Origin of the sequence: Microbulbifer magnicolonia, from assembly GCF_035117725.1 — a bacterium.
In the GTDB taxonomy this organism is placed as follows: domain Bacteria; phylum Pseudomonadota; class Gammaproteobacteria; order Pseudomonadales; family Cellvibrionaceae; genus Microbulbifer; species Microbulbifer magnicolonia.
The window spans coordinates 1,857,048-1,880,437 of record NZ_JAYEFD010000001.1; the positions used below are offsets into that span (position 1 = coordinate 1,857,048).

A 23,390-nucleotide genomic window follows, 5' to 3' on the forward strand; every position below is an offset into this window, starting at 1 on the left:
CGCCAACGCCGGAAATACCGTGTCTTTCGTCTTGGCACAAAGTTTGAATAGTTTTCAGTACCAACACAATTTACCCCCTAATGAGGCAACGGCGCCTGGACTCTTCGGCAGAAGAGGAGGCGCCCGTGCCAAGTCACCGCCCCCTCCTTCCCTGCCGAAACTACAGAATAGATGGCAGGACTATGGTCAAGCAAAAACTTATCGTTATCGGCAACGGCATGGTGGGTCACCACTTCCTCGAGCAGCTGGCCGCGCGGCCGGAAAAGGCGCTGTTCGAGGTCACCGTCTTCTGCGCCGAACCCAGGCCCGCCTACGACCGCGTACACCTGTCCGAATATTTCGCCGGCCGCTCCGCAGAAGATCTCGCCATGGGCAAGATCGAGCAGTACCGCGACTGGGGTTTCGAACTGCTGCTGAACGACGCCGCCGTCGCGATCGACCGGGAAAACAGGACAGTTACTTCTGCCAGCGGTATCGAGCAAAGCTACGACCGCCTGGTGCTCGCCACCGGCTCCTATCCCTTCGTGCCGCCAATTCCGGGCCACGAACACGAGAAGTGTTTCGTCTATCGCACCATCGAGGACCTGGACGCAATCCGCGCAGCCAGTGCAGGCGGCTCAGTTGGCGTCGTCGTGGGCGGCGGTCTGCTGGGGCTGGAGGCGGCCAATGCCTTGCGTGAACTCGGGCTCGAGGCCCATGTAGTCGAGTTCGCGCCGGGACTGATGTCGGTACAGCTGGACGCCGGCGGCTCGGCGCTGCTGAAGAACAAGATCGAGGACCTGGGTGTTACCGTGCACACCAGCACCGCCACCGAACTGATCGAGGCGGTGGACGGCCGCCTGCGCATGCGCTTTCAAGGGGAGCGTGAACTCCTTACCGACCTGATCGTGTTTTCCGCCGGTATCCGCCCGGAAGACAAACTGGCGAAAGCCGCCGGCCTCGAAATCGGCGAGCGCGGCGGTATCGCCGTCGACGAGTCCTGCCGCACCTCCGACCAGAATATTTTCGCCATCGGCGAGTGCGCCCTGTACAACAATTTTATCTACGGCCTGGTGGCCCCGGGCTACACCATGGCGCGCACCGCGCTGGCGCAGCTGTGCGGCGAAACCAGCCAGGTCTTCACCGGTGCCGACATGAGCACCAAGCTGAAACTGCTCGGCGTGGAGGTGGGCTCCATCGGCGACGCCCACGGCCGCGCCGAGGGCGCCGCGGCCATCACTTTTGTCGACGAGCAGAGCGGTGTCTACAAGCGCATGATCACCGACGCCGATGGCAAGAAGCTGCTCGGTGCGGTGCTGGTCGGCGATACCGGTGACTACGATCAGCTGCTGCAGTATCACCTGAACGCTATCGATCTGCCCGAGCACCCGGAGCGGCTGATACTGCCCGCGGTCGACGGCGCCGCACCGGCGCTGGGCGCCGGCGCCCTGCCGGCGACGGCCACCATCTGCTCCTGCCACAACGTCAGCAAGGGGCAGATTGTCGATGCGGTGGCCGGTGGCTGCTGTTCGCTCGCCGACGTCAAGGATGCGACCAGGGCCTCCACCGGCTGCGGCGGCTGCGCGGCGCTGCTGAAAAATGTCGTCGACGAGGAGCTGGCGGCGCTGGGCATGGAGGTCAACAACCACCTGTGTGCCCACTTCCCCTTCACGCGCCAGGAGCTGTTCCATCTGGTGCAGGTGGAGGAAATAAAGACCTTCGATGAACTGCTGCAGAAACACGGCAGCGGCCGCGGCTGCGAGATCTGCAAGCCGGCAGTCGCGTCCATTCTCGCTTCACTCTGGAACGAGCATATCCACAGGAAACCGCACGTCGGCCTGCAGGACACCAACGACACCTTTATGGCCAATATGCAGAAGAACGGCAGCTACTCCGTGGTGCCGCGGATACCCGGCGGCGAGATAACCCCGGACAAGCTGATCGCGGTCGGCCAGGTGGCGAAAAAATACGATCTCTATACCAAGATCACCGGCGGTCAGCGCATCGACCTGTTCGGCGCGCGTCTGGAGCAGCTGCCGCTGATCTGGCGCGAGCTGATCGACGCCGGTTTCGAGACCGGCCACGCCTACGGCAAATCCCTGCGCACGGTGAAATCCTGTGTCGGCAGTACCTGGTGCCGCTTCGGTGTACAGGACAGTGTCGCCATGGCGCTGCTGATCGAGAACCGCTACAAGGGCCTGCGTTCGCCGCACAAGATCAAGATGGCCGTGTCCGGCTGCACCCGCGAGTGCGCCGAGGCGCAGAGCAAGGATGTGGGCGTGATCGCCACGGAGAAGGGCTGGAACCTGTTCGTGTGCGGCAACGGCGGCATGCGGCCGCGCCACGCGGACCTGTTTGCCACCGATCTCGACGACGAGACCCTGATCAAATATATCGACCGCTTCCTGATGTTCTACGTGCGCACCGCGGACAAACTGCAGCGCACCTCCGTGTGGCTGGAGAATCTCGAGGGCGGCCTCGACTACCTGCGCCAAGTCATTATCGACGACAGGCTCGGCATAGGCGCGGAACTCGAAGCACAGATGGCGAGGGTGGTCGACACCTACCAGTGCGAGTGGAAGACCGCGATCGAGGACCCGGAAATGCTCAAGCGTTTCCGCCAGTTTGTGAACAGCGACGTGCCGGACGAGAAAATCGCCTTCGTCCAGGAGCGCGGCCAGCCGCGGCCGGCGCGGCAGGGGGAAATTGTCAGGATCGCCGAGCCTGCTTGAGTTTTTACAGAGAATCGGGCTCTGTGGCGGCCCTGCTACCGGTGGCTGTTTGCGGGACACGGGCTGGGCGCCCCCCCTAAATACATCCCTGTAGGCTTGTCGGCGAGGTCCCTCTCGCCGACAGTCCCGCAAACAGCCACCGGCAACAGAGCCTTCGCATCACGAGCATCGTCATTCCGGCGCAGGCCGGAATCCAGGGCTACGGAGTGCATCACTGCATGCCGGTACCGGATCAAGCCCGGCATAGACTCTGCACCGGCATGACGAATGACTTCTAAGGCTAAATATCCAGGAGCAAACCATGAACCGAGTTGCCATAACCCACACCCAGTGGCTGCCGATCTGCCAGCGATCAGATCTGGTGGCCGATTCCGGAGTGTGTGCCCATGTGGGCGATCCCTCTGCAGGGACTGCAGAAAAAAAGGGTATCGCCCTGTTTTTTCTTCCCAACCAGGAGCCGCAGCTCTACGCCGTGGACGACTGGGACCCAATAGCGCAGGCCGGCGTTATCGCACGCGGCCTGGTTGCGGAAGTGGATGGCGAACTCACGGTATCGTCGCCGCTGTACAAGCACCACTACCGTCTGGGCGACGGTGTCTGTACGGAAGACGCAGCGGTGCGGCTGAACACCTATGCCGTCGCGTTTGACGGCGACACTGTGTGCATCGCCGTCGACCAGACTTGACGATGGCACCAGCGGAAAGATTTCGCGCGCAGCGGGCGTGCACCACCTGCCCTTACTGCGGCGTCGGCTGCGGTGTGGCCGCCACGACGGAAACCCGCGGTGATTCCGCGGCGGTGACGGTCAGCGGCGACGCGCGGCACCCGGCCAATTTCGGCCGCCTGTGCGTCAAGGGCTCGGCCCTGGCGGAGACGCTGGGCGAGCGCGGGCGCCTGTTGCGGCCGCGGCTGCACGGCCGAGATGTCGACTGGGACAGCGCGCTGGAGTTTATGGCCCGCGAATTTTCCCGCACGATCGAGGACCATGGCCCGGACTCGGTCGCCTTCTACCTGTCCGGACAGCTCCTCACCGAGGACTACTACGTCGCCAACAAGCTGACAAAGGGCTTTATCGGCAGCGGCAACGTGGATACCAACTCGCGTCTGTGTATGTCGTCGGCCGTGGCCGCCTACAAACGCGCCTTCGGCGCGGACGCGGTGCCCTGCTGCTACGAGGACCTGGAACTGGCGGACCTGGTGGTGCTGGTCGGCTCCAACGCAGCCTGGACACACCCGATCCTGTTCCAGCGCATGCAGGCCGCCGGCACCCGGCTGGTGGTCATAGATCCCCGCGCCAGCGCCACCAGCGAGATGGCGGAGCTGCACCTGGCGATCACACCCGGCAGCGACGCCGCACTGTTCAGCGGCCTGCTCAACTACCTGGCCGAGCGGGGCGCGATCGATCGCGAATTTATCCGCGACAGTACCCAGGGTTTTGACGAGGCGATCGCGATCGCGCAGGACTGGTCGCTGGCCAGGACCGCCACCGCCTGCGGCATTCCGTCAGCCAAGCTCGAAGAGTTTTTCCAGCTGTTCGCCGCGACCGAAAAGGTCGTCAGTTTCTATTCCCAGGGGATCAACCAGTCCAGCAGCGGCACCGACAAGAACAATGCGATCATCAACTGCCACCTGGCCACCGGCCGCATCGGCAGGCCGGGCTGCGGGCCCTTTTCCATTACCGGGCAGCCGAATGCGATGGGCGGGCGCGAGGTCGGCGGGCTGGCGAATATGCTCGCCGCCCATATGGACTTCACCACGGAAAATATCGAACGGGTGAGCCGCTTCTGGCACTCGAACAGAGTCGCCCTGAAACCCGGCCTGAAGGCCGTCGATCTGTTCCGGGCCGTCGAGAGCGGCCAGATCAGGGCGCTCTGGATCATGGCCACCAACCCGGCGGTCAGCATGCCGGATGCGGCGCGGGTAGCGGAGGCCCTCAGAAAATGTCCGCTGGTCGTCGTCTCCGACTGTGTCGCCGATACGGACACCGCCCGCTGTGCCGACCTCCTGCTGCCGGCTACCACCTGGGGCGAGAAGAATGGCACCGTGACCAATTCGGAGCGGCGCATCTCGCGGCAGCGCGCCTTCCTGACGCCACCGGGTGAGGCGCGCCACGACTGGCAGATTATCTGCGAACTGGCCGCGCGCCTCGGGCACGGCGATCACTTCGATTATTCACACCCGGTGGAAATATTCCGCGAACACGCGGCCCTGTCCGGGTTCGAAAATGGCGGCCGGCGCGCCTTCGATATTTCCGCGCTTTCCGCGATCAGTCTCCGCGGCTATGACACACTGCAACCACTGCAGTGGCCGGTCAACCGGGAGAATCCCGGCGGCCGCCAGCGACTGTTTGGCGAGGGGAAATTCTATACGCCGAACGGCCGCGCGCACTTTGTGCCGATAACACCGCGCGCGCCCGCACAGCGGTGCAGCGATCAGTTTCCCCTGTGGCTCAACAGCGGCCGGCTGCGCGACCAGTGGCACACCATGACGCGCAGCGGCCGCGCGCGCAAATTGCTCGATCACAGCGAGCTGCCGGAAATCCAGGTCAACCCCGCCGATGCGGTGCTCTGTGGGGTCGGCGATGGCCAGCTGGTGGAACTGCGCAGCGCCCGCGGCACAATGCGCGGCCGCGCTGTGCTGACCGGGGCACAGAAACCCGGCGAGCTGTTCGCGCCGATCCACTGGAGCGAAACCCTCGCCCAGCACAGCCGCGTCAGCGCTCTGGCCGAGCCGGTTATCGACCCCCATTCCGGCCAGCCGGAGTTCAAGCAGCTGCCGGTCAATGTCACACCGCTGCCGGCGCGGAGTTATATGACGCTGCTGTGCCGCGAGGAAGCGGCGGAACCACTGCAACAGTGGTTGCTGCAGCGACAGGCCGACCTGGTGCACTGGTATCGACTGCCCTGCGCCGGCGGCTACCGCTACGAGCTGGCCCTGCGCGAGATGCTGGACGGGCGGCTACTGGGTGAACGGCTGCTCGAGGGCGCCGCCGCGAAACTGCACTGGCAACAACTGCAACTGCTGCAGGGCCGGCGCTGGCTGGCGCATACGCAGCGCGTGGAGCTGCTGATTTTTACCGGCCCCGACTGGCGCAAGCTGCCGGACCGGCGCGCACTGGAGGAACACCTGCTGCAGCCGCTGCCACCCCAGCCGGCGCAGCTGCTGCAGAACATAGCGCCGGGCGCACAGATGGTTTGCAGCTGTATGCAGGTTTCCCGCCAGCAGATAGAGGAGGCGATCGGTCACGGACTCGACACGGTGGAGTCCCTGGGCGACGCACTGGGCTGTGGCACCAATTGCGGCTCCTGCAAGCCGGAGATCGCCAGCCTGCTGCGCGCCCGGCTGCCCGGCGAAATTGTTGCCTGAAGCCTTTGACTCCCGCGCGCGTTCCCTTTAGCAGACTTAGTAGCAGACTTAGCAGACTGTTCCCGACTGTCAGCGCCCATTTGCATTTATGCGGCGACGCGCTAATGTCGGGCTATTGCCAATAACAAAAATGACACCACTACATGACCCTCGACATGACTCTCGACACCTGCCAGGGCCCCGGCCTGAAATCCGTCGAACAGGGCCGCGAGCTGTTGCGGCAAGCGATGACGCCCGTCAGTGAAACGGAAACCCTGCCGCTGGAGCAGGCCTGCGGCCGCATATTGGCAGTGCCGGCGAAGGCCCGGCTGGATCTGCCGCCCTGCGACAACTCCGCCATGGACGGCTATGCCCTCTGCGGCGACGGGCCCTATCGGCTGGCCGGCAAGAGCCTGGCCGGACATCCCTATACCGGCACACTGCAAAACGGCGAGTGCGTGCGTATTACCACCGGCGCGCCCGTCCCCGCCGGCGCCGACCGGGTGGTGATGCAGGAGCAGGCGCAGCTGCAAGGGGAGCAGCTGTATCTGAATAGCCAGCCGAAGGAAGGCGACCATATCCGCCGCCGCGGCGAAGATGTGCGCGCCGGCGACACGCTAATCGAAAGCGGCCGCAGGCTAAGAGTCGCGGAGGTCGCCCTGCTCGCCGCTGCCGGCATCCACGAGGTGACGGTGTTGCGCCGGGTGCGCGCGGCACTGCTGTCCGTCGGTGACGAACTGCGCCCGCTGGGCACGCCGGCATCCGCGCTGGGCGACGGCGATATCTACGACAGCAACCGCATCGCGCTCAAGGTGGCACTGGCGCAACTGGATCTGGAGGTCATCGATCTCGGCTGTCTGCCGGATCAGCCCGCCGCAATCCGCGACGCGCTGATTCAGGCGCGCGACAGCGCAGACCTGGTCATCAGCAGCGGCGGCGTCTCCGTCGGCGAGGCGGATTTTACCCGCCAGGTGCTCGAACAGCTGGGACACCTGGATCTCTGGCGCCTGGCAATCAAGCCCGGCAAACCCTTCGCCTTCGGCCGGCTGCCCAGGGAGGAAGGCGAGGCGCTCTTTTTCGGTCTGCCCGGCAACCCGGTTTCGGCGCTGGTCACACTCTATCAACTGGTGCTGCCGGCACTGGAAAAACTGCAGGGCGTGTCCGCAGCCGAGTGCCAGGCGCCGTTCGAAAGCCGCGCGCGACTGCTGAACCCGATCCGCAAATCGCCGGGGCGCAAGGACTACCAGCGCGGATACACTTACCGCGACAGCGACGGCATTCAGGTGGTAACCAGCACCGGCATCCAGGGCAGCCATATTCTGTCCGGCCTGGCCGACGCCAATTGCTTTATCGTGCTGCCACGGGAGGGCGGCAACTGTGAAACCGGCGACTGGGTTGCCATAGAGCCCTTCCAGAAGCCGTTAATCTAGGGCACGCCGATGCTACATATTCAACAGATAGACCACATTGTGCTGCGGGTGAAAGACCTGCAGCCGATGCTGGATTTCTACCAGAATGTGCTCGGCTGTCGCCTGGAGCGCGAGCAAAGGGATATCGGCCTGTACCAGCTGCGCGCCGGCAGCGGCCTGATCGACCTGGTGCCGGTCAATCAGAAGCTGGGCCGCGCCGGCGGCGCGGCACCGGGCCGGGAGGGCAGAAACCTGGATCACCTGTGCCTGCGTGTCGACCCTTTCGATGCGGAGCAGATCATTGCCTTTTTGCGCAGCAAAGGGGTAACGCCGGGGCCGGTGGAATCCCGTTACGGCGCCGAGGGTGAGGGGCCGTCCATTTATATCAGCGACCCGGAAGCCAATGTGGTGGAACTGAAAGGACCGCCCTGGGAGTCCTGATGCGAATTGCCAATGTGGCAACGAATTCACCGATGGAACAAGTTGCAGCGGAGGGAGATAGATGCACAGCGAAACGATTGAATACACGATTGGCGACAACGCGTTTACCGGCTATATCGCCTATGACGACAGCGTCGGCGGCAAGCGCCCCGGCATCCTGGTGATTCACGAGTGGTGGGGACAGGACAATTTCGTGCGCGACCAGGCCGACCGCCTGGCGGCACTCGGCTACACCGCATTTGCCCTCGACCTGTTCGGCAGCGGCAGGCGGGCGGACAACCCGACCGATGCCACGGAATTGATGAATAGCGTACTCAAGCTCCCCGGCGCCATCGAGGAGCGCTTCCGCGCCGCCATGGCATGGCTGCAGCAACAAGATACCGTCGACCCCGCGCGCATCGCCGCGCAGGGCTATTGCTTCGGCGGCGCCGTGGCGCTGAACATGGCGCGACTGGGCCTGGACCTGAAAGGCGTGGTGAGCTTTCACGGCGCCCTGGGCAGCGACATCAAGGTATTACCCGGCACCATCAAGGCACAGATCCAGATATACACCGGCGGTGCCGACGCCTGGATTCCCCCCGACGAGGTCACGGCATTCGTGCGGGAAATGCAGGAGGCCAATGTCAAATTCGAACTGACAAGCTACCCGGATACCCTGCACGGTTTCACCAACCCCGCCGCCACCGAGCGCGGCAAAAAGTTCGCCGTGCCGCTGGCCTACAACGAACTCGCGGCCACCGATGCCTGGAACGGCGCGGCGCATTTCTATCGCAAGCTGTTCGGCGAATAGATTTTTTATCGAAGTGAAGTACCACACTTAAAAGACTGGAGAGGGCCCTTGGGGCCCTTTCTGCTTTCGCGACTATCAGTCAGTGGCCGATGGCCGACATTCAGTGGCCGACATTCAAATAGTGTGGACCGCTGCCCTTTTCCGCGGCCTTGTCGCCGGGGTTGCGCAGGGGGCAGCTGTCCATGGACAGGCAGCCGCAGCCGATGCAGCCCTCCAGCCGGTCGCGCAATCTGGTCAGCTGCCTGATGCGCTGGTCCAGGTCCTCGCGCCAGCGCGCGGACAGCCGCGCCCAGTCTTTCGCATTGGGTGTGCGCCCGTTCGGCAGCGTGTCCAGTGCCGCGCGAATCTCCGCCAGCGGTATGCCGGTACTCTGCGCCACCTTGATAATACCCACCCGTCGCAGTACATCGCGTCCGTAGCGCCGCTGGTTGCCGCCGGTGCGCCAGCTCCTGATCAGGCCCTTGCTCTCGTAAAAGTGCAGCGTGGATACCGCCACGCCGCTGCGCTCGGCCACCTCGCCCACCGTCATTTCCCGGCGCAGCGCGCCGCAGTTCTTGTCCATTGCCAACTCCATTCTTCGCCATAGCGGCTCTTGATAACAAAAATCGCCGCTAACGATTGACCTCAAGTTTACTTGAGCTTTTACACTCCGCGGCACTCGATTGCAACCCGGAGGAGAAACCGCAATGGCTAACGCAACGCGTCAACAAGAGAGTGAAATCCGCCTGGCCCTGATCTACGGCAGCAACCGCGAGGGCCGCTTCTGCGACACCGTCGTCAACTGGCTGGCCGCGCAGCTGGAACGCCGCGGCGGCTACCGGCTGGATCTGATCGACCCCGCCGAAACAATATCCGACCTGCGCGAGCGCCTGGACAGCGCCGACGCCTTTGTCGTCATCACCCCCGAGTACAACCACGGCTACCCGGCACCGCTCAAGGCACTGATCGACTCCGCCAAGGCGGAGTGGCAGGCCAAGCCGGTGGCCTTTGTCAGCTACGGCGGCGTCTCCGGCGGTTCCCGCGCCGTGGAGCAGCTGCGGCAGGTGTTTGCCGAACTGCATGCGGTCACCCTGCGCGACAGCGTCGGCTTTATCAATGCCTGGGAACAGTTCGACGGCAGCGGCGCTCTGCGCGAGCCGGCGCGAGCGCATAGCGCCCTGGCGCGCATGCTGGCGCACCTGCGCTGGTGGACCCAAGCCCTGCGCGGGGCCCGCCAACAGAATCCCTACGGAGAAATCGCCCCGTGAAAGCGCTGCCAACGGCCCAGGGACTCCCGGGATTCGCGCCGCAGGTTTCGCCACTGCGCCGCACAACCCTGCTGTGCCTGGCCGCGCTGAATGTGATGGCCGGCGCGACCATAGCGCCGTCCCTGCCGGCACTGCAGACCCACTTCGCCGGCACCCCCGACAGCGAACTGGCGAGCCGCCTGGTGCTGACCCTGCCGGGACTGTTTATCGCCCTCTGCGCGCCCATTGCCGGCGCCATCTCCGATCGCTGCGGGCGGCTGCGCCTGCTGTTCGCATCCGTACTGCTCTACGCGCTGGCGGGACTGTCCGGCCTGCTGCAGGACAGCCTCGCCGCCATTCTGGTGGGACGGGCCCTCTTGGGAGTAGCCGTGGCCGGCACCATGACTTCGGTGACGGCCCTGGCAGGCGATTATTTTCCCGCTGCGGAGCGGGAGAGATATATGGCGCAACAGGGTGCTTTTATCAGCTTCGGCGGCGTAGTGTTTCTCGTGAGCGGCGGCTGGCTCGCCGACCTGCACTGGCGCGCGCCCTTTGCAGTCTACGGTATCGCCCTGGCACTGCTGCCGGCCGCGATCTTGTTTCTCTATGAGCCGCCGCGCAGGCGCGACATTGCCGCGGGTGCCGGCGCCGCGGTCAGGCTGCCCCACTTTGTGCTGGCCGCGCTATTCCTGATTGCACTGGCACACAGCCTGACCTTCTACCTGATCCCGACCCAACTGCCCTTCCTGTTGCGGGACATCGGCATCGCCCGGCCCAGTCACACCGGACTCGCCATTGCCGGCGGCAACCTGATGGGCGCCATATCCTCCCTGTTGCTTTACCGCCCTGTCGGCGCCCGCCTGGGCCCGCTGGGCGTCTTTGCCTTCAGCTTCACCGCACTGGCCGCGGGCATGCTGCTGATATCCGTGGCGGACTCACTTGCGACGGCAATCACCGCGACCGCGGTCTACGGTATCGGCATGGGTACCATGATGCCGCACCTCTTCACCTGCGCCATCCGGCTGGCCCCGCCACAGTTGCGCGGGCGCGTCGCGGGGGGACTTACCACCAGTATTTTCCTCGGCCAGTTCCTCTCGCCCCTGCTGACCCAGCACTGGATCGAGCAGCACGGCTTCGCCAGTGGCTTTGCAATTGCGGGGTTGTTTCTGTTGCTACTGGCCGCCGCCGCAACGATCGCCGCGCGCTGGCCGCGGCCCACCAATCAACACCAAGGCCAGACAGTCATCAACCAGTGAGACATCGCCATGGATCCATCGTCAAACTCCCCCTCAAAAATCTTTCGTTTGGACAAATTTGTGGCTCCCTGTGATGCCCGGGAGGAGTTTATTGCCCGGGTACAACAGACACACGCCCTGCTCAGAAGCCAGCCCGGCTTTATTCGGGATATCCTGCTGGAGAAACCCGCTACCGGGGAGAAATTCATCCTTGTTACACTGGTTGAATGGCAGGATGCGGAATCGGTGGCGCTGGCGCGCGAGGCCGTCGCGGCCATGCACAGGGACACGGGGTTCAGCCCGCGGGACTTTCTGACCCGACATGGTATTGAGGCCGAGATTGGCAGTTTCTCGGCGGTCGACCCCTGACCGATTTGCAGAAACATTTTGCATAGCAATGTCGATCGGCCGCCGGATCAGGCGACCAGTCCGACAGCTGAGAATTTTTTGTTAAGGAGACAAAGTGGAACCGATCATTTCCGTCAAAGGGGTCGGCAAAACCTATGCCGGCGGCTTTACCGCGCTGAAGAATGTGGATCTTGAAATCCGGCGCGGTGAGATATTCGCCCTGCTGGGCCCCAACGGCGCCGGCAAGACCACGCTGATCAGTATTATCTGCGGCATCGTCAACCCCAGCGGCGGCTCCATTTGCGCGGCCGGGCACGATATCCGGCGCGATTTCCGCCAGGCCCGCAGCGAGATAGGCCTGGTGCCCCAGGAGCTGGCCACCGACTCCTTCGAGAGCGTCTGGGCCACGGTGACTTTCAGCCGCGGCCTGTTCGGCAAGGCGCCCAACCCGGCCTACATCGAGAAACTGCTGCGCCAGCTGTCCCTGTGGGACAAAAAGGACAGCAAGATCATGGCCCTGTCCGGCGGCATGAAGCGGCGGGTCATGATCGCCAAGGCCCTGTCCCACGAGCCGAGTATCCTGTTCCTGGACGAACCCACCGCCGGCGTGGACGTGGAGCTGCGCCAGGATATGTGGGAGATGGTGCGCGGCCTGCGCGAATCCGGGGTGACCATCATCCTGACCACCCACTATATCGAGGAGGCCGAGGAGATGGCGGACCGGGTCGGCGTGATCAACCGCGGCGAGCTGGTACTGGTGGAAGACAAGCACACCCTGATGCAGAAAATGGGCGAAAAGGAGCTGAGCCTGCAGTTGCCCGAGCCCCTGCAGGGCGTGCCGGAAGCGCTGGCGGATCTGCCACTGACACTGAGCGACGACGGCAGCCAGCTGGTGTACCGTTTCGATATCAAGAGCAGCGATACGGGCATCGCCGATTTGCTGCGCCGCCTGAACGAGGCCAATATCGATTTCCGCGACCTGCACACCCGCGAGAGCTCCCTGGAGGAGATTTTCGTCGGCCTGGTCAGGGGCGCGCGCCGTGAAAGTGAAGAGCAGTTGACCAAGGAGGCCCAGGAATGAACTGGTACGGCATTCGCGCCATCTACAAATTTGAAATGGCGCGCACCTGGCGCACCCTGATGCAGAGCATCGCCTCGCCGGTGCTGTCCACGGCGCTCTACTTTATCGTCTTCGGCGCGGCCATCGGCTCGCGCATGGGCGAGATAGATGGCATCAGCTACGGAGCCTTTATCATCCCCGGACTGATTATGCTGTCGCTGTTGAGTGAGAGCATCTCCAATGCATCCTTCGGCATTTTCTTCCCGAAGTTTTCCGGCACCATTTACGAAGTTTTATCCGCACCAGTTTCGGCCTTCGAGATCGTCGCCGGCTATGTGGGCGCCGCGGCCACCAAGTCAATCCTTATCGGCGCGCTCATCCTCATTACCGCGCGTTTTTTTGTCGACTACCAGATAATGCACCCCTTCTGGATGCTGGGCTTCCTGGTACTGACCGCGGTCACCTTCAGCATGTTCGGCTTTGTCATCGGCATCTGGGCGGATGACTTCCAGAAGCTGCAGATAATCCCGCTGATGGTGATCGCCCCGCTGACCTTTCTCGGCGGCGCCTTCTATTCCATCGATATGCTGCCGGAGCCCTGGCGCACAATCACCCTGTTCAACCCGGTGGTGTATCTGATCAGCGGCTTTCGCTGGGCCTTTTACGGCGTGGCGGATGTGAATGTGGGTGTCAGCCTGGGGATGACGCTGCTGTTCCTGTTGCTGTGCATGACCGCGGTCTGGTGGATTTTCCGCACCGGGTATCGCATCAAGACCTGAGGTTCCGGATCTCGGGGCCTCGATCGGCCCTGCTAACGGCGCAGTGAATTCGCCGCCTTTCAGCCTCGTCGCCGAGTTCTTCGGATAGCACATGGCGAGGCCTCGCAGCCGGTGGCCTTATGGGAAATATTTACCGATCAGGTTTTTTCCCATGAGGCCACCGGTTGCGGGGCCGGATCGGAGTCCTTGTTTCGGCGAAGATCGATCGCGGCCACCGGCGGATGGCCGCCCCGCCGCTCCTACGAGGGGGAGGTAGAGAGCCTTGCAGGATGGGCAAAGCGCAGCGTGCCCATCAGCGACCGGTTCCGATGGCCACGTCGCTGCGCTCCATTGCCCATCCTACAGTTCTACCAATTTAATCGGATAGCACAAGGCGAGGCCCCGCAGCCGGTGGCCTTATGGGAAATATTTACCGATCAGGTTTTTTCCCATAAGGCCACCGGTTGCGGGGCCGGATCGGAGCCTGTGATCCTGCGGCGGATCACAGTTGTCCGATGAAGATCGATCGCGGCCATGGGCGGATGGCCGCCCCGCCGCTCCTACGAGGGGGAGCTAGAGAGTCACTTGTGGTAAGCGCGCAGGAAAAGCTGCACCACCTGCTCCACCCGCGCGCGGATCTCGCCCTTGCTGGGCGGCGCGCAGCAGCCGATCAGTACCTGCATATGCCGGCATCCCATCAGCATGCCGTAGAATAGCTCGGCGGCCACCGCCGGATCCTCGACCCGCAGTAGTTCCAGCTCGTCGGCCCGGCGCAACAGGCGCTCCATTTCTCCGAGCGTGCGCCGGGGGCCGACTTCAAAGAAGAGCTGGGCCATCTCCGTCTCACGGGCAGCTGCAGTGCACAACAGTCGCATCAGGCCGATGGCCTCTTCACCGTCGACCAGGGACAGGAAGGCCACACCAACCCGCTTCAGCACCCCCTCTATCGAATCGCCCTGTTCCAGCGCAAACATCGGCAGCGGCATCTGGTTCTCGCACTTGGCCTCGATCGCCGCGCTGAACAAGCTCTCCTTGTCGGAGAAGTGGCTGTAGACGGTGAGCTTGGACACCCCGGCTGCAGCGGCGACCGCATCCATGCTGGTGCCGGCGAAGCCCTGGGTCATGAACAGCACCTTTGCCGCATCGAGAATTGCCTGGCGCTTGGCCGGGTCCTTGGGACGGCCGCGGGACGCAACCGCCGAAGTCTGCTCAGACATAGCTCTCCATATACTGGACTCGTGAGTTCAATAAATTTACTATACTGGCCAGTATAGCATTGCCGGTCCGGCCGGCGCCTGCTTTTACCTGTGGCATAACCGTGTCGCCTCACCCGCTCAAGGAAGGGAACCCCGTATGTACCGATCGCTACTCTTCGCCGCGCTGCCCCTCTGCCTGACACTGGTCGCCTGCGCACCGGCGGAATCCCGCAATGACGACGAGAAGCCGCGCCCGGCAGTGATGGTGCGGCCGGAGATTGCCGGGGCCCAGCAGCAGGTCTTCCCCGGAGAGATCCGCGCCCGCTACGAGCCGGCACTGGCCTTCAGGATCGGCGGCAAGATCAGCCGGCGCCTGGTGGACGTGGGCGACCGCGTCAAGGAGGGACAGCCGCTGGCGGAACTCAGCGCCGAGGACCAGCAGCTCCAGCTCGACGGCGCCCGCGCCAGCTTCGCCGCCGCCGAGGCGGAGCACCGCCTCGCCCGCAGCGAACTGGCGCGCTACCGAAAGCTGCGCGAGCGCCAGCTGGTCAGCGCCTCGCAGTTCGATACGGCCCAGACCCGCCTCGACGCCAGTGCCGCCCAGCTCGAGCAGGCCCGCGCGCAGCTGGACGTGGCGCGCAACCAGGCCGCTTACGCGCTACTGAAAGCACCAAGAGACGGCGTGATCGCCCGGCGCCTGGCGGAAGCCGGCCAGGTGGTCGCCGCCGGCCAGGCAGTGTTCGCGCTGGCGGCGGACGGCGAGCGCGAGGTGCGCATCGATCTGCCGGAACAGGATATCGACCAGTTCGCCGTGGGCCAGCTGCTGGCCGTGGAACTCTGGTCGCGACCGGGCCAGCCCTTTCCCGCCCGCATCCGCGAACTCTCACCGGCGGCGGATCCTACCTCGCGCACCTTTGAGGCGCGGGTCGCCTTTGACAACGAGATCGTGGGTGCGGAGCTGGGCCAGAGCGCACGGGTTTTCGTGCACAACGCCGCCGCCGACGATGCGCTGGAGGTGCCCCTGTCCGCGGTGACCGCCGACGGCGGCCAGCCCTACGTCTGGGTACTGGAACCGCTGCAGCAGACCCTGCGCAAGACGCCGGTCACTGTCGGCCCCTACGGCGCCGAGTCCGTGCCGGTGCTCGCCGGCCTGCAAGCGGAAGACTGGGTCGTCGCCGCCGGCACCCATCTGCTGCAGGAAGGCCAGCGAGTGCGGCCGGTGGACCGGATGAACCGGCCGATCGATCTCGACAGATCCTTCGCGCAACAACAGTAAATAAAGCCAGTAAATAAAGCCGATTTTAACTCCTGCTACAGCACTGCGCTTTCCAGGCCGGATGGGGTTTCGCTTTCCGGGACCTTATGAGGCATGGATGCCGATTAGAGCGTACAGGGATGTATTCACAGCGTGTCCCGGAAAGCGAAACCCCATCCGGCCCCGCACTGAACTCCGGAAATTGCGCAACTCAGCCAGGAACAACCGCCATGCGTTTTAACCTCTCCGAATGGGCGCTGAAAAATCGCCCGCTGGTGCTCTACGCGATGCTCGTGCTCGGCCTGCTGGGCGCCATCTCCTATACCCAGCTCGGGCAGAGCGAGGATCCGCCGTTTACCTTCAAGGTGATGGTGGTCAACACCCTCTGGCCCGGTGCCAGTGCCGAGGAGGTGTCCCGGCAGATTACCGAGCGGGTCGAAAAGAAACTGATGGAGACCGGCGACTACCAGCGCATCACCTCCTTCTCGCGCCCCGGCCAGTCGCAGGTACTCTTCGTCGCCCGCGACGATATGCACTCCAGCGACATTCCCGACCTCTGGTATCAGGTGCGGAAAAAAGTCGGCGATATCCGCCACACACTGCCGCCGGACATTCGGGGGCCCTTCTTCAACGACGAGTTCGGCACCACCTTCGGCAATATCTACGCGCTGACCGGTCCCGGCTTCGACTACGCGCTGAAAAAGGACTACGCCGAGCGCCTGCAACTGGCGCTGCAGCGGGTCGAGGATGTCGGCAAGGTCGAACTGCTCGGCCTGCAGGACGAAAAGATCTGGGTGGAGATCTCCAACGCCAAGCTCGCCTCACTCGGCATTCCCATGGCCGCGGTACAGGGCGCACTGCAGTCACAGAACAGCGTGGCCGATGCCGGCTTTGTCGATACCGTCAGCGACCGTGTGCGCATCCGCGTGAGCGGCCAGTTCCACTCGGTGGACGAAATTCGCAGTTTTCCCATCAGCGCCGGCGGGCGCACCCAGCGGCTCGGGGATATCGCCGAGGTACACCGCGGTTTCAGCGACCCGCCGCAGCCGCGCATGCGCTTTATGGGCGAGGACGCCATCGGCATAGCAGTGTCCATGAAAGCGGGCGGCGATATTCTCGAACTGGGCAAGAACCTCGACGCGGCCTTTGCCGGGCTGCAGCGGGATCTGCCGCTGGGGCTCGAGTTGCGCAAAGTGTCCGACCAGCCGGCGGCGGTGGAGCGCGGTGTGGGCGAGTTCCTGCAGGTACTGGCCGAGGCGCTGGCGATAGTGCTGCTGGTGAGTTTCTTCTCCCTGGGCATGCGCACCGGCCTGGTGGTAGCGCTGTCGATTCCGCTGGTGCTGGCGATGACCTTCGCGCTGATGCACTACTTCGGTATTGGCCTGCACAAGATTTCCCTCGGCGCCCTGGTGCTGGCACTGGGGCTGATGGTCGACGATGCCATCATCGCCGTGGAGATGATGGCGATCAAAATGGAACAGGGTCTCTCCCGCCTCAAGGCGGCCGGCTTCGCCTGGACCAGCACCGCCTTCCCGATGCTGACCGGCACCCTGATCACCGCCGCCGGCTTCCTGCCGATTGCCACCGCGCAGTCGGGTACCGGCGAATACACCCGCTCCATTTTTCAGGTGGTCACCCTGTCACTGCTGGCTTCCTGGATAGCCGCGGTGGTGTTCGTGCCCTACCTGGGCGACAAACTGCTGCCCGATTTTCTATCAAAAGGGTCCCGCCGCGACAGCAGCGGTGCAGTGCACGACCCCTATGACAAACCCTTCTACCGGCGCTTCCGCAAGCTGGTGCAGTGGTGCCTGCGGCACCGCAAGACCGTCATTGTCCTGACACTGGCGGTGTTTGTCGCTTCGCTGGCGCTGTTCCGCCTGGTGCCGCAGCAGTTCTTCCCCTCTTCCGGTCGCCTCGAACTGATGGTGGACCTGAAGCTGGCCGAGGGCGCCTCCCTGCAGGCCACCGAGTACCAGGCCAAGCGCCTGGAGACGCTGCTGGCACAGAACGAACTGGTGGACAATTACGTGGCCTATGTGGGCACCGGCTCACCGCGCTTCTACCTGCCCCTGGACCAGCAGCTGCCGGCGGCCAGCTTCGCCCAGTTCGTGGTGCTGACGCGCAGTGTGGAGGAGCGGGAGCAGTTGCGCAGCTGGCTGATCGACACCCTGCGCGAGGAATTCCCGACCCTGCGCTCGCGGGTATCGCGGCTGGAGAACGGGCCGCCGGTGGGCTACCCGGTGCAGCTCCGCGTGTCCGGCGAACATATTGCCGAGGTGCGCGAAATTGCGCGCGCGGTGGCGGACAGGGTGCGCGAAAACCCGGCGGTGGCCAATGTGCACCTGGACTGGGAGGAGCCGAGCAAGTCGGTGCTCCTGGACATAGACCAGGCGCGCGCCCGCACCCTGGGTGTCGACTCCGCCTCGCTGTCGCGCGCCCTGCAGAGCTCGCTGACCGGCATCCCCGTGAGTCAGTACCGCGAGGACAACGAGCTGATCGATGTGCGCGTGCGCGGTGACGAGCGCGAGCGCCACGCACTGGGAAGACTCGGCAACCTGGCGGTGCAGACCGACAGCGGCCAGAGCGTGCCGCTCAATCAGATAGCGACACTGGCATACGGCTTCGAGGAGGGGGTTATCTGGCACCGCGACCGGCTGCCGACCGTGACGGTGCGCGCGGATATCTATGGCGACGAGCTGCCGGCGACGGTGGTCGGCGAGGTCTGGCCGCGCCTGGCAGCAATCCGAGCGCAGCTGCCGCCGGGCTACCTGCTGGAGATCGGCGGCAGCGTGGAGGAGTCCGCCCGCGGCCAGGACTCCGTCAATGCCGGCATGCCGCTGTTCGTGCTGGTGGTCATTACGCTGCTGATGCTGCAGCTGCGCAGCTTTTCCCTGTCGGCGATGGTGTTTCTCACCGCGCCGCTGGGCATTATCGGCGTCACCCTGTTCCTGCTGCTGTTCGGCCAGCCGTTCGGTTTCGTGGCCATGCTCGGCACCATTGCGCTGGCGGGCATGATCATGCGCAACTCGGTCATTCTGGTGGACCAGATCCAACAGGATATCGAGCAGGGGCTGACACCCTGGGACGCCATCGTCGAATCCACCGTGCGCCGCTTCCGCCCCATAGTGCTGACCGCGCTGACCGCAGTACTGGCGATGATTCCGCTGTCGCGCAGCGACTTCTTCGGCCCCATGGCCGTGGCAATTATGGGCGGCCTGATCGTAGCCACCGCACTGACGCTGCTGTTCCTGCCGGCGCTCTATGCGGCCTTTTTTAGAGTTAGAGAGGGGGAAATGCCAGAGCAGCGGCGGCCGGGTACGGCCGCCCGCGCATTTACGCGGCTGGCTGCACCGCTGCTCGGCGCTTGGCAGTCGGTGAGCCGCAAACTGTCGCGCCCTCAAAAAACGTAGGGTGAGCCGCGCGTTACCCGACAGCTGCCGAGGGGATAGAGATAGGGGGGATTGTGATAGGCGAAAGTCGCCCCCCTATACTGTCAACTCTCCCATTTCGCAGCCGACGGGATATGCCAGCAACACAACTGCTCCGGGGTGCCATCTATACCAGCCTGTCGATGGCAACGGTGGTGATCATGGCCGCCATCGTCAAATGGGCCTCCCACGGCTTTTCCACCGAGCTGCTGATGGTGGTGCGCTGGGGCTCGGGGCTGGCGACCTTCCTGCTGATCTACCAGCTTTCCGCTAACCGTGTCGGCCTTCGAACCTGCCACCCGATCAAACAGGTCGCCACGGCCCTTTTCTGGACAGGCGCGGTATTCTGCTACTACCTGTCGCTGCGCTATATCCCCATGCTGGATGCCACCCTGCTGCTCAATACCGCCTCGCTGTTTGCACCGCTGATCGCGCGCACATTGGGCGGTAAAAAAGAGCCGCCAATGGTATGGGTGGGTATCGCCATCGGATTCTTGGGCGTGCTGGTGGTGCTGCGGCCGGACGCCGCCATCTTCAATCCGATGGCGGCGGTCGCGCTGCTCTCCGGCTTGCTGTTGGCGCTGCGGATGTACTTTATTTCCCAGCTCAATGAATCTGCCCCCAAGCAGCGCACCACTTTTTATTCACTGCTGGTCGGTCTGCTGGCGTGCCTGCTGGTTTGGCTACTGACCGGCACCCATATCGCCAACTGGCAGGCGCATCTGTTCACCCCGCGGGAAATGCTGCGACCCTGGCTGATCGACAGTGTCATGCTGGCCGCCGTGGTCGCGCTCGGCACGATGGCCATGTTACAGAGCTATTTCCTGACCCTCGGCCTGCACTACGCCAGCGTGGCCAGAGTTGCGCCTTTTCGCTATACCGCGGTCATTCTGGCGGCGCTCCTCGACTGGATCATCTGGGGTCAGGTGCCCGGGCTACACGCCTGTGTCGGCTTCGCCATTATTATTCTCGGCGGTCTCCTGGTTCTGCGCGCCGGGCGAGGGAAAGGCCCGGCGCACTGACGCTCGGCCGCCTTTCAATATCCCTCTTGCCGCCCTGTGGGCGGTCACAGCAAGCGCCTAGCGGGATTCCCGCGCGACAAGCGCCATCAATTTATCCGGCCTGTCGCTGACCAGGCCGTCCAGGCCCAGCTCGATATAGCGCCGCATATCCTCCGGGTCGTTGACCGTCCAGGCGGACACGTGCAGGTTGAGGTTGCGCGCGGCGCGCATAAAGCGTTGCGAGAACACCGGAATGCCGTAGTAGCGCATCGGCAGCTGCATGGTCTGATAGGCGGGCCGCAGCAGTTTTTCCGCGTGCAGCAGCTGCGCGGCGAAGAACAGCATCGCGTCCAGTGTCGCGGCACCGGTGGCGACCTCCGGGCACAGGCGGCGGAATTCGTCGATGACGCCCTGGTGGAATGAGGAAACGATCACCTGACTGCGCTTGTCCGATTTGCGCAGGCTCGCACACATGGCCTCGGCCGCGCGCCGCTCGCTGTTCTTCAGCTCGATGATCATCGGCGTGTCCGGCAGCGCGGCGAACACTTCATCGATGGTGACTATTTGCAGCGTCTGCTCGCGATAGGGGTAGGTTTCGCCGTCGGGACTCCAGTAATGCCCCATATTCAGCTGGCGCAGCTCCTCCAGCGTCTTGTCGCCAACCGCACCCTGGCCGTCAGTGGTGCGCTCCAGCCGGGCATCGTGCATCAGCACCAAGTGCCCGTCCGCGGTGAGATGCACATCCATCTCCAGCGCATCCACGCCCAGCTCCACCATCTTCTGCAAGTACAGCAGCGTATTGCCGGGGTAGAGGCCATTGCCCGATTCGTCGCCGTGGGCGATGACCAGCGGGCTTTGTTTTTTCGGCAGGTCGAGCAGTGACGGAGGTGCGGGACGGGCCCTGGCGTACAGCCAGAGAATCAGGAGTACTGCGCAGAAGAGCGATGGCCAGAACATCGATCACCAGTATGATTTGGTAGTAATCCTATTGTAGGAGCGGCGGGGCGGCCATCCGCCGTGGCCGCGATCGAATTGCAGAGCATTCTGGCAGATCGATCGCGGCCAACGGCCGCCCCGGCCGCTCCACGCATTCACGGCGCCTTCGGCCCTACGGGGAAAACGTCAGGGAAGGATTTTTTCGAGGCGCTCCAAGTCGTTGACCACCCGCCAGTCGCCGCCACTCTGCTCCACCTTGCTCTGCCAATCCTGCAGACGTCCCAGGTATTCGTTGGGGTCGATATTGTCACTGCCGAGCTTGGTGACATTCAGGGCGACCAGGTTGAAGCCGTCCAGCTGCAGAGGCACATCGCGGTTATAGCCCGCCTTGATCTCCTCCTTCAGGTCGGAAAAGATCAGGATGGTCTTGCGCCCCGGCTGCTTCTCATTCAGAAACTCCACCGCCTGCAACAGGCCACCGGTAATGTCGGTATAGGCCGCGGGCCGGGTTTCATCGACGAACTGCTGGATCGACTGCTGGAATGCCTGCTTCTGCTTGTTGGTCACACTGGGACGGTCATCGAAAGTGACCTTGGCCTTGATGTTTTTTTCGCTGAAGCTGCCGGTGTTGATACTGGCCACCGCGAAGGTATCGCCGGGGTTCATTTTTGCCAGGGTGTAGTTGATCACCTGCTGCGCCTTGTCCAGCTCCTGCGTATAGGTGCCGGAAGTGTCGATCAGCATATAGACACCCTGGTTGCGCGCCACCGGCTCGCCGCAGGCGGTCAGCAATGCCGCGCTTGCGATAATGATCAGTTTGCTCAGCCGAATTATCATCAGGCTTCCTCCACAGCTACCGCACTGGCCGTGCTATTCCGCCATCTGGTGTATTTTTGCTCCAGCCACAGCGGGAAGAAAATCACAATATCGTAGAGACGCACCAGCAGGGATCCGGTGCGCAATGCCGCAGTGCCGCACAGGCGCAGGATGACCGACAGCGCGCGCAGCAGAAAGGTCGTCAGCAGACCGATCACCGTGCGCGCCGAGGCGATGAAGTTCTCCAGCGGAATGGCGACAAAGGTCAGCGCAAACGGCAGGATAAAGCCCATGCCCATCTGCGCCGCCGTGGTGATCCAGTAGACATCGCTGGTGGCGGCTTCGACTTCGCCGCCGCGCAGCTGTGCACTGACCGCCAGATCCTCCTGCATCAGGATTTCACGCATGAAGGCCAGGCCCGCCTCCACCGAGGCGAGGAAAAACAACAGCGCGAAGGCCGCCCACATCATGCGCAGTCGCAGTTTGTCATTGAGCGCACTGATCACCGGGAACAGCCGCGTGATCCGCAGGCACTCCATCACGAAGAGTCCCATGGTGATTTCCACCAGGATAATCACCAGCGCGGAAATATCCGCCACCTTGAAGCTGCCGATATAACTGGTACCGCCGACCATCTCGGTCATCGGCCGCGCGATCAGGTGGAAGTTGATCAGTGCCCCGCCCACGGCGATCACCAGCACAAACGCCGCGATAAAGAACTGACTCAGGGAAGAGGACGACAGCATACGCAGAGCGCGGTCGCTGCCCTGCTGTATCTCCTCGTAGCGCTCCATATATCCATCGAGCACCTTGGCGCGACTGAGCACCGATTCGACATTTTTGTTGACCCGGCCGAGGGTGGACAGCATCGAGCGCCAGTTCGGCATCATGCGTTTCAGCAGCTGGTGACGCTCGCGGGCCGATTCGCGATAGGCTTCCAGCGCCTTGGCCTCGGCCTTGCGCATCGAGTGGTGTATGGTCTCGAGGACATCGCCCACGACGGGGTCGCTCTTGGCCGGAATTTCGGCCACCGCCTTGATCGCCTTGGACCAGTTGGTGGGCTCGGGCGGCACCTCGGCGCTGCGCACGTAATCCTCGTCGATTACGGTCAGCTGTTCGCACAGGCGGCGGTGCAGTGCGGGATACTGCGCGAGCTCTTTTTTCATCGTCTGCTCGATGCGGTCGAACTCCCGCTCCACATGCCGCTCCGCGGCCTCGCGCCCGGCCGCCAGCAGCACCTCGCGATTGCGTTCCTGCAGGCGCTGCTCGGCGCCGGCCACCGCATTGGCGCCCAGACGAAGGGACTGATGAAAAAAGCGCGCCAGGGAGAAGATACCCTGGTGCACCGGATTGCGTGCGACAAACAATGCCGCCAGCGCCAGCACAAACCACAGCCAGAGCGGCAGGCTTTCCAGAAGTTGTGTCACGGTAATGC

The 23,390-nt window shown here is 63.7% G+C and carries 19 protein-coding genes; 14 read left to right on the top strand and 5 right to left on the bottom strand.

The features are described from left to right. The first annotated feature begins 182 nt into the window (after nucleotides 1-182). The 6 genes from nirB to RRF64_RS08135 all read left to right on the top strand — a co-directional run bounded on the left by nirB (nucleotide 183) and on the right by RRF64_RS08135 (nucleotide 8,696). Nucleotides 183-2,711 carry a nitrite reductase large subunit NirB gene (gene nirB, locus RRF64_RS08110; protein ID WP_323845330.1) on the top strand — a complete coding sequence of 843 codons (2,529 nt, stop codon included), beginning with the start codon at nucleotides 183-185 and terminating at the stop codon, nucleotides 2,709-2,711. Between the two features lie 301 nt (nucleotides 2,712-3,012). Next, entirely contained in the window at nucleotides 3,013-3,396 is a 384-nt protein-coding gene (gene nirD, locus RRF64_RS08115) for a nitrite reductase small subunit NirD (RefSeq protein ID WP_323845331.1), read from the top strand. A 2-nt stretch (nucleotides 3,397-3,398) separates the two neighbouring features. Then, nucleotides 3,399-6,077, top strand: a complete 2,679-nt coding sequence (locus RRF64_RS08120) for a nitrate reductase (protein WP_323845332.1) — start codon at nucleotides 3,399-3,401, stop codon at nucleotides 6,075-6,077. 143 nt (nucleotides 6,078-6,220) lie between these two features. Further along, nucleotides 6,221-7,486 carry a molybdopterin molybdotransferase MoeA gene (moeA, locus tag RRF64_RS08125; RefSeq protein WP_323845333.1) on the top strand — a complete coding sequence of 422 codons (1,266 nt, stop codon included), beginning with the start codon at nucleotides 6,221-6,223 and terminating at the stop codon, nucleotides 7,484-7,486. A 9-nt stretch (nucleotides 7,487-7,495) separates the two neighbouring features. Further along, a complete protein-coding gene (locus RRF64_RS08130) occupies nucleotides 7,496-7,906 on the top strand; it encodes a VOC family protein (RefSeq protein ID WP_323845334.1) in 411 nt (136 codons plus the stop codon). A gap of 61 nt (nucleotides 7,907-7,967) precedes the next feature. Continuing rightward, a complete protein-coding gene (locus RRF64_RS08135) occupies nucleotides 7,968-8,696 on the top strand; it encodes a dienelactone hydrolase family protein (protein ID WP_323845335.1) in 729 nt (242 codons plus the stop codon). Nucleotides 8,697-8,796: 100 nt separating this feature from the next. On the opposite strand, the gene soxR is transcribed toward RRF64_RS08135, so the two are convergent. Further along, nucleotides 8,797-9,258 (bottom strand): redox-sensitive transcriptional activator SoxR, encoded by a 462-nt coding sequence (gene soxR, locus RRF64_RS08140; protein WP_323845336.1) that lies wholly within the window; start codon nucleotides 9,256-9,258, stop codon nucleotides 8,797-8,799. Between the two features lie 124 nt (nucleotides 9,259-9,382). Between soxR and RRF64_RS08145 the strand changes: the two genes are divergently transcribed. The 5 genes from RRF64_RS08145 to RRF64_RS08165 all read left to right on the top strand — a co-directional run bounded on the left by RRF64_RS08145 (nucleotide 9,383) and on the right by RRF64_RS08165 (nucleotide 13,344). Then, on the top strand, nucleotides 9,383-9,943 hold the full coding sequence (locus RRF64_RS08145) for an NADPH-dependent FMN reductase (RefSeq protein ID WP_323845337.1): 561 nt from the start codon (nucleotides 9,383-9,385) through the stop codon (nucleotides 9,941-9,943). Then, complete coding sequence (locus RRF64_RS08150) at nucleotides 9,940-11,178, top strand: MFS transporter (RefSeq protein WP_323845338.1); 1,239 nt, start codon at nucleotides 9,940-9,942, stop codon at nucleotides 11,176-11,178. The genes RRF64_RS08145 and RRF64_RS08150 overlap by 4 nt, the downstream gene beginning before the upstream one ends. 60 nt (nucleotides 11,179-11,238) lie before the next feature. After that, nucleotides 11,239-11,526 (top strand): antibiotic biosynthesis monooxygenase, encoded by a 288-nt coding sequence (locus tag RRF64_RS08155; protein ID WP_323845339.1) that lies wholly within the window; start codon nucleotides 11,239-11,241, stop codon nucleotides 11,524-11,526. A 94-nt stretch (nucleotides 11,527-11,620) separates the two neighbouring features. Then, entirely contained in the window at nucleotides 11,621-12,586 is a 966-nt protein-coding gene (locus RRF64_RS08160; protein ID WP_323845340.1) for an ABC transporter ATP-binding protein, read from the top strand. Then, nucleotides 12,583-13,344 (top strand): ABC transporter permease, encoded by a 762-nt coding sequence (locus RRF64_RS08165; RefSeq protein ID WP_323845341.1) that lies wholly within the window; start codon nucleotides 12,583-12,585, stop codon nucleotides 13,342-13,344. Before RRF64_RS08160 ends, RRF64_RS08165 begins: the two co-directional genes overlap by 4 nt. Before the next feature lie 560 nt (nucleotides 13,345-13,904). Here RRF64_RS08165 and RRF64_RS08170 read toward each other — a convergent pair. Beyond that, on the bottom strand, nucleotides 13,905-14,540 hold the full coding sequence (locus tag RRF64_RS08170) for a TetR/AcrR family transcriptional regulator (RefSeq protein ID WP_323845342.1): 636 nt from the start codon (nucleotides 14,538-14,540) through the stop codon (nucleotides 13,905-13,907). 136 nt (nucleotides 14,541-14,676) lie between these two features. Between RRF64_RS08170 and RRF64_RS08175 the strand changes: the two genes are divergently transcribed. The 3 genes from RRF64_RS08175 (at nucleotide 14,677) to RRF64_RS08185 (ending at nucleotide 20,224) form a co-directional block, all read left to right on the top strand. Further along, on the top strand, nucleotides 14,677-15,795 hold the full coding sequence (locus RRF64_RS08175; protein WP_323845343.1) for an efflux RND transporter periplasmic adaptor subunit: 1,119 nt from the start codon (nucleotides 14,677-14,679) through the stop codon (nucleotides 15,793-15,795). A 209-nt stretch (nucleotides 15,796-16,004) separates the two neighbouring features. Then, nucleotides 16,005-19,184 (top strand): efflux RND transporter permease subunit, encoded by a 3,180-nt coding sequence (locus RRF64_RS08180; protein ID WP_323845344.1) that lies wholly within the window; start codon nucleotides 16,005-16,007, stop codon nucleotides 19,182-19,184. Nucleotides 19,185-19,297: 113 nt separating this feature from the next. Beyond that, nucleotides 19,298-20,224: a DMT family transporter gene (locus tag RRF64_RS08185; RefSeq protein ID WP_323845345.1), complete on the top strand. Its 927-nt coding sequence runs from the start codon at nucleotides 19,298-19,300 to the stop codon at nucleotides 20,222-20,224. 57 nt (nucleotides 20,225-20,281) lie between these two features. On the opposite strand, the gene RRF64_RS08190 is transcribed toward RRF64_RS08185, so the two are convergent. The 3 genes from RRF64_RS08190 to RRF64_RS08200 all read right to left on the bottom strand — a co-directional run bounded on the left by RRF64_RS08190 (nucleotide 20,282) and on the right by RRF64_RS08200 (nucleotide 23,382). Then, nucleotides 20,282-21,160: a glycerophosphodiester phosphodiesterase family protein gene (locus RRF64_RS08190; protein ID WP_323845346.1), complete on the bottom strand. Its 879-nt coding sequence runs from the start codon at nucleotides 21,158-21,160 to the stop codon at nucleotides 20,282-20,284. Nucleotides 21,161-21,325: 165 nt separating this feature from the next. Beyond that, nucleotides 21,326-21,976, bottom strand: a complete 651-nt coding sequence (locus tag RRF64_RS08195; protein WP_323845347.1) for a VWA domain-containing protein — start codon at nucleotides 21,974-21,976, stop codon at nucleotides 21,326-21,328. Then, nucleotides 21,976-23,382, bottom strand: coding sequence for a hypothetical protein (locus RRF64_RS08200; protein ID WP_323845348.1), 1,407 nt, complete (start codon nucleotides 23,380-23,382; stop codon nucleotides 21,976-21,978). The genes RRF64_RS08195 and RRF64_RS08200 overlap by 1 nt, the downstream gene beginning before the upstream one ends. Nucleotides 23,383-23,390 lie beyond the last annotated feature (8 nt).

Excerpts from the sequence above, each read along its gene's own strand:
- nirB (WP_323845330.1), top strand. The coding sequence starts at position 183 with ATGGTCAAGCAAAAACTTATCGTTATCGGCAACGGCATGGTGGGTCAC.
- nirD (WP_323845331.1), top strand. The coding sequence starts at position 3,013 with ATGAACCGAGTTGCCATAACCCACACCCAGTGGCTGCCGATCTGCCAG.
- RRF64_RS08120 (WP_323845332.1), top strand. The coding sequence starts at position 3,399 with ATGGCACCAGCGGAAAGATTTCGCGCGCAGCGGGCGTGCACCACCTGC.
- moeA (WP_323845333.1), top strand. The coding sequence starts at position 6,221 with ATGACCCTCGACATGACTCTCGACACCTGCCAGGGCCCCGGCCTGAAA.
- RRF64_RS08130 (WP_323845334.1), top strand. The coding sequence starts at position 7,496 with ATGCTACATATTCAACAGATAGACCACATTGTGCTGCGGGTGAAAGAC.
- RRF64_RS08135 (WP_323845335.1), top strand. The coding sequence starts at position 7,968 with ATGCACAGCGAAACGATTGAATACACGATTGGCGACAACGCGTTTACC.
- soxR (WP_323845336.1), bottom strand. The coding sequence starts at position 9,258 with ATGGACAAGAACTGCGGCGCGCTGCGCCGGGAAATGACGGTGGGCGAG.
- RRF64_RS08145 (WP_323845337.1), top strand. The coding sequence starts at position 9,383 with ATGGCTAACGCAACGCGTCAACAAGAGAGTGAAATCCGCCTGGCCCTG.
- RRF64_RS08165 (WP_323845341.1), top strand. The coding sequence starts at position 12,583 with ATGAACTGGTACGGCATTCGCGCCATCTACAAATTTGAAATGGCGCGC.
- RRF64_RS08170 (WP_323845342.1), bottom strand. The coding sequence starts at position 14,540 with ATGTCTGAGCAGACTTCGGCGGTTGCGTCCCGCGGCCGTCCCAAGGAC.
- RRF64_RS08175 (WP_323845343.1), top strand. The coding sequence starts at position 14,677 with ATGTACCGATCGCTACTCTTCGCCGCGCTGCCCCTCTGCCTGACACTG.
- RRF64_RS08180 (WP_323845344.1), top strand. The coding sequence starts at position 16,005 with ATGCGTTTTAACCTCTCCGAATGGGCGCTGAAAAATCGCCCGCTGGTG.
- RRF64_RS08185 (WP_323845345.1), top strand. The coding sequence starts at position 19,298 with ATGCCAGCAACACAACTGCTCCGGGGTGCCATCTATACCAGCCTGTCG.
- RRF64_RS08190 (WP_323845346.1), bottom strand. The coding sequence starts at position 21,160 with ATGTTCTGGCCATCGCTCTTCTGCGCAGTACTCCTGATTCTCTGGCTG.
- RRF64_RS08195 (WP_323845347.1), bottom strand. The coding sequence starts at position 21,976 with ATGATAATTCGGCTGAGCAAACTGATCATTATCGCAAGCGCGGCATTG.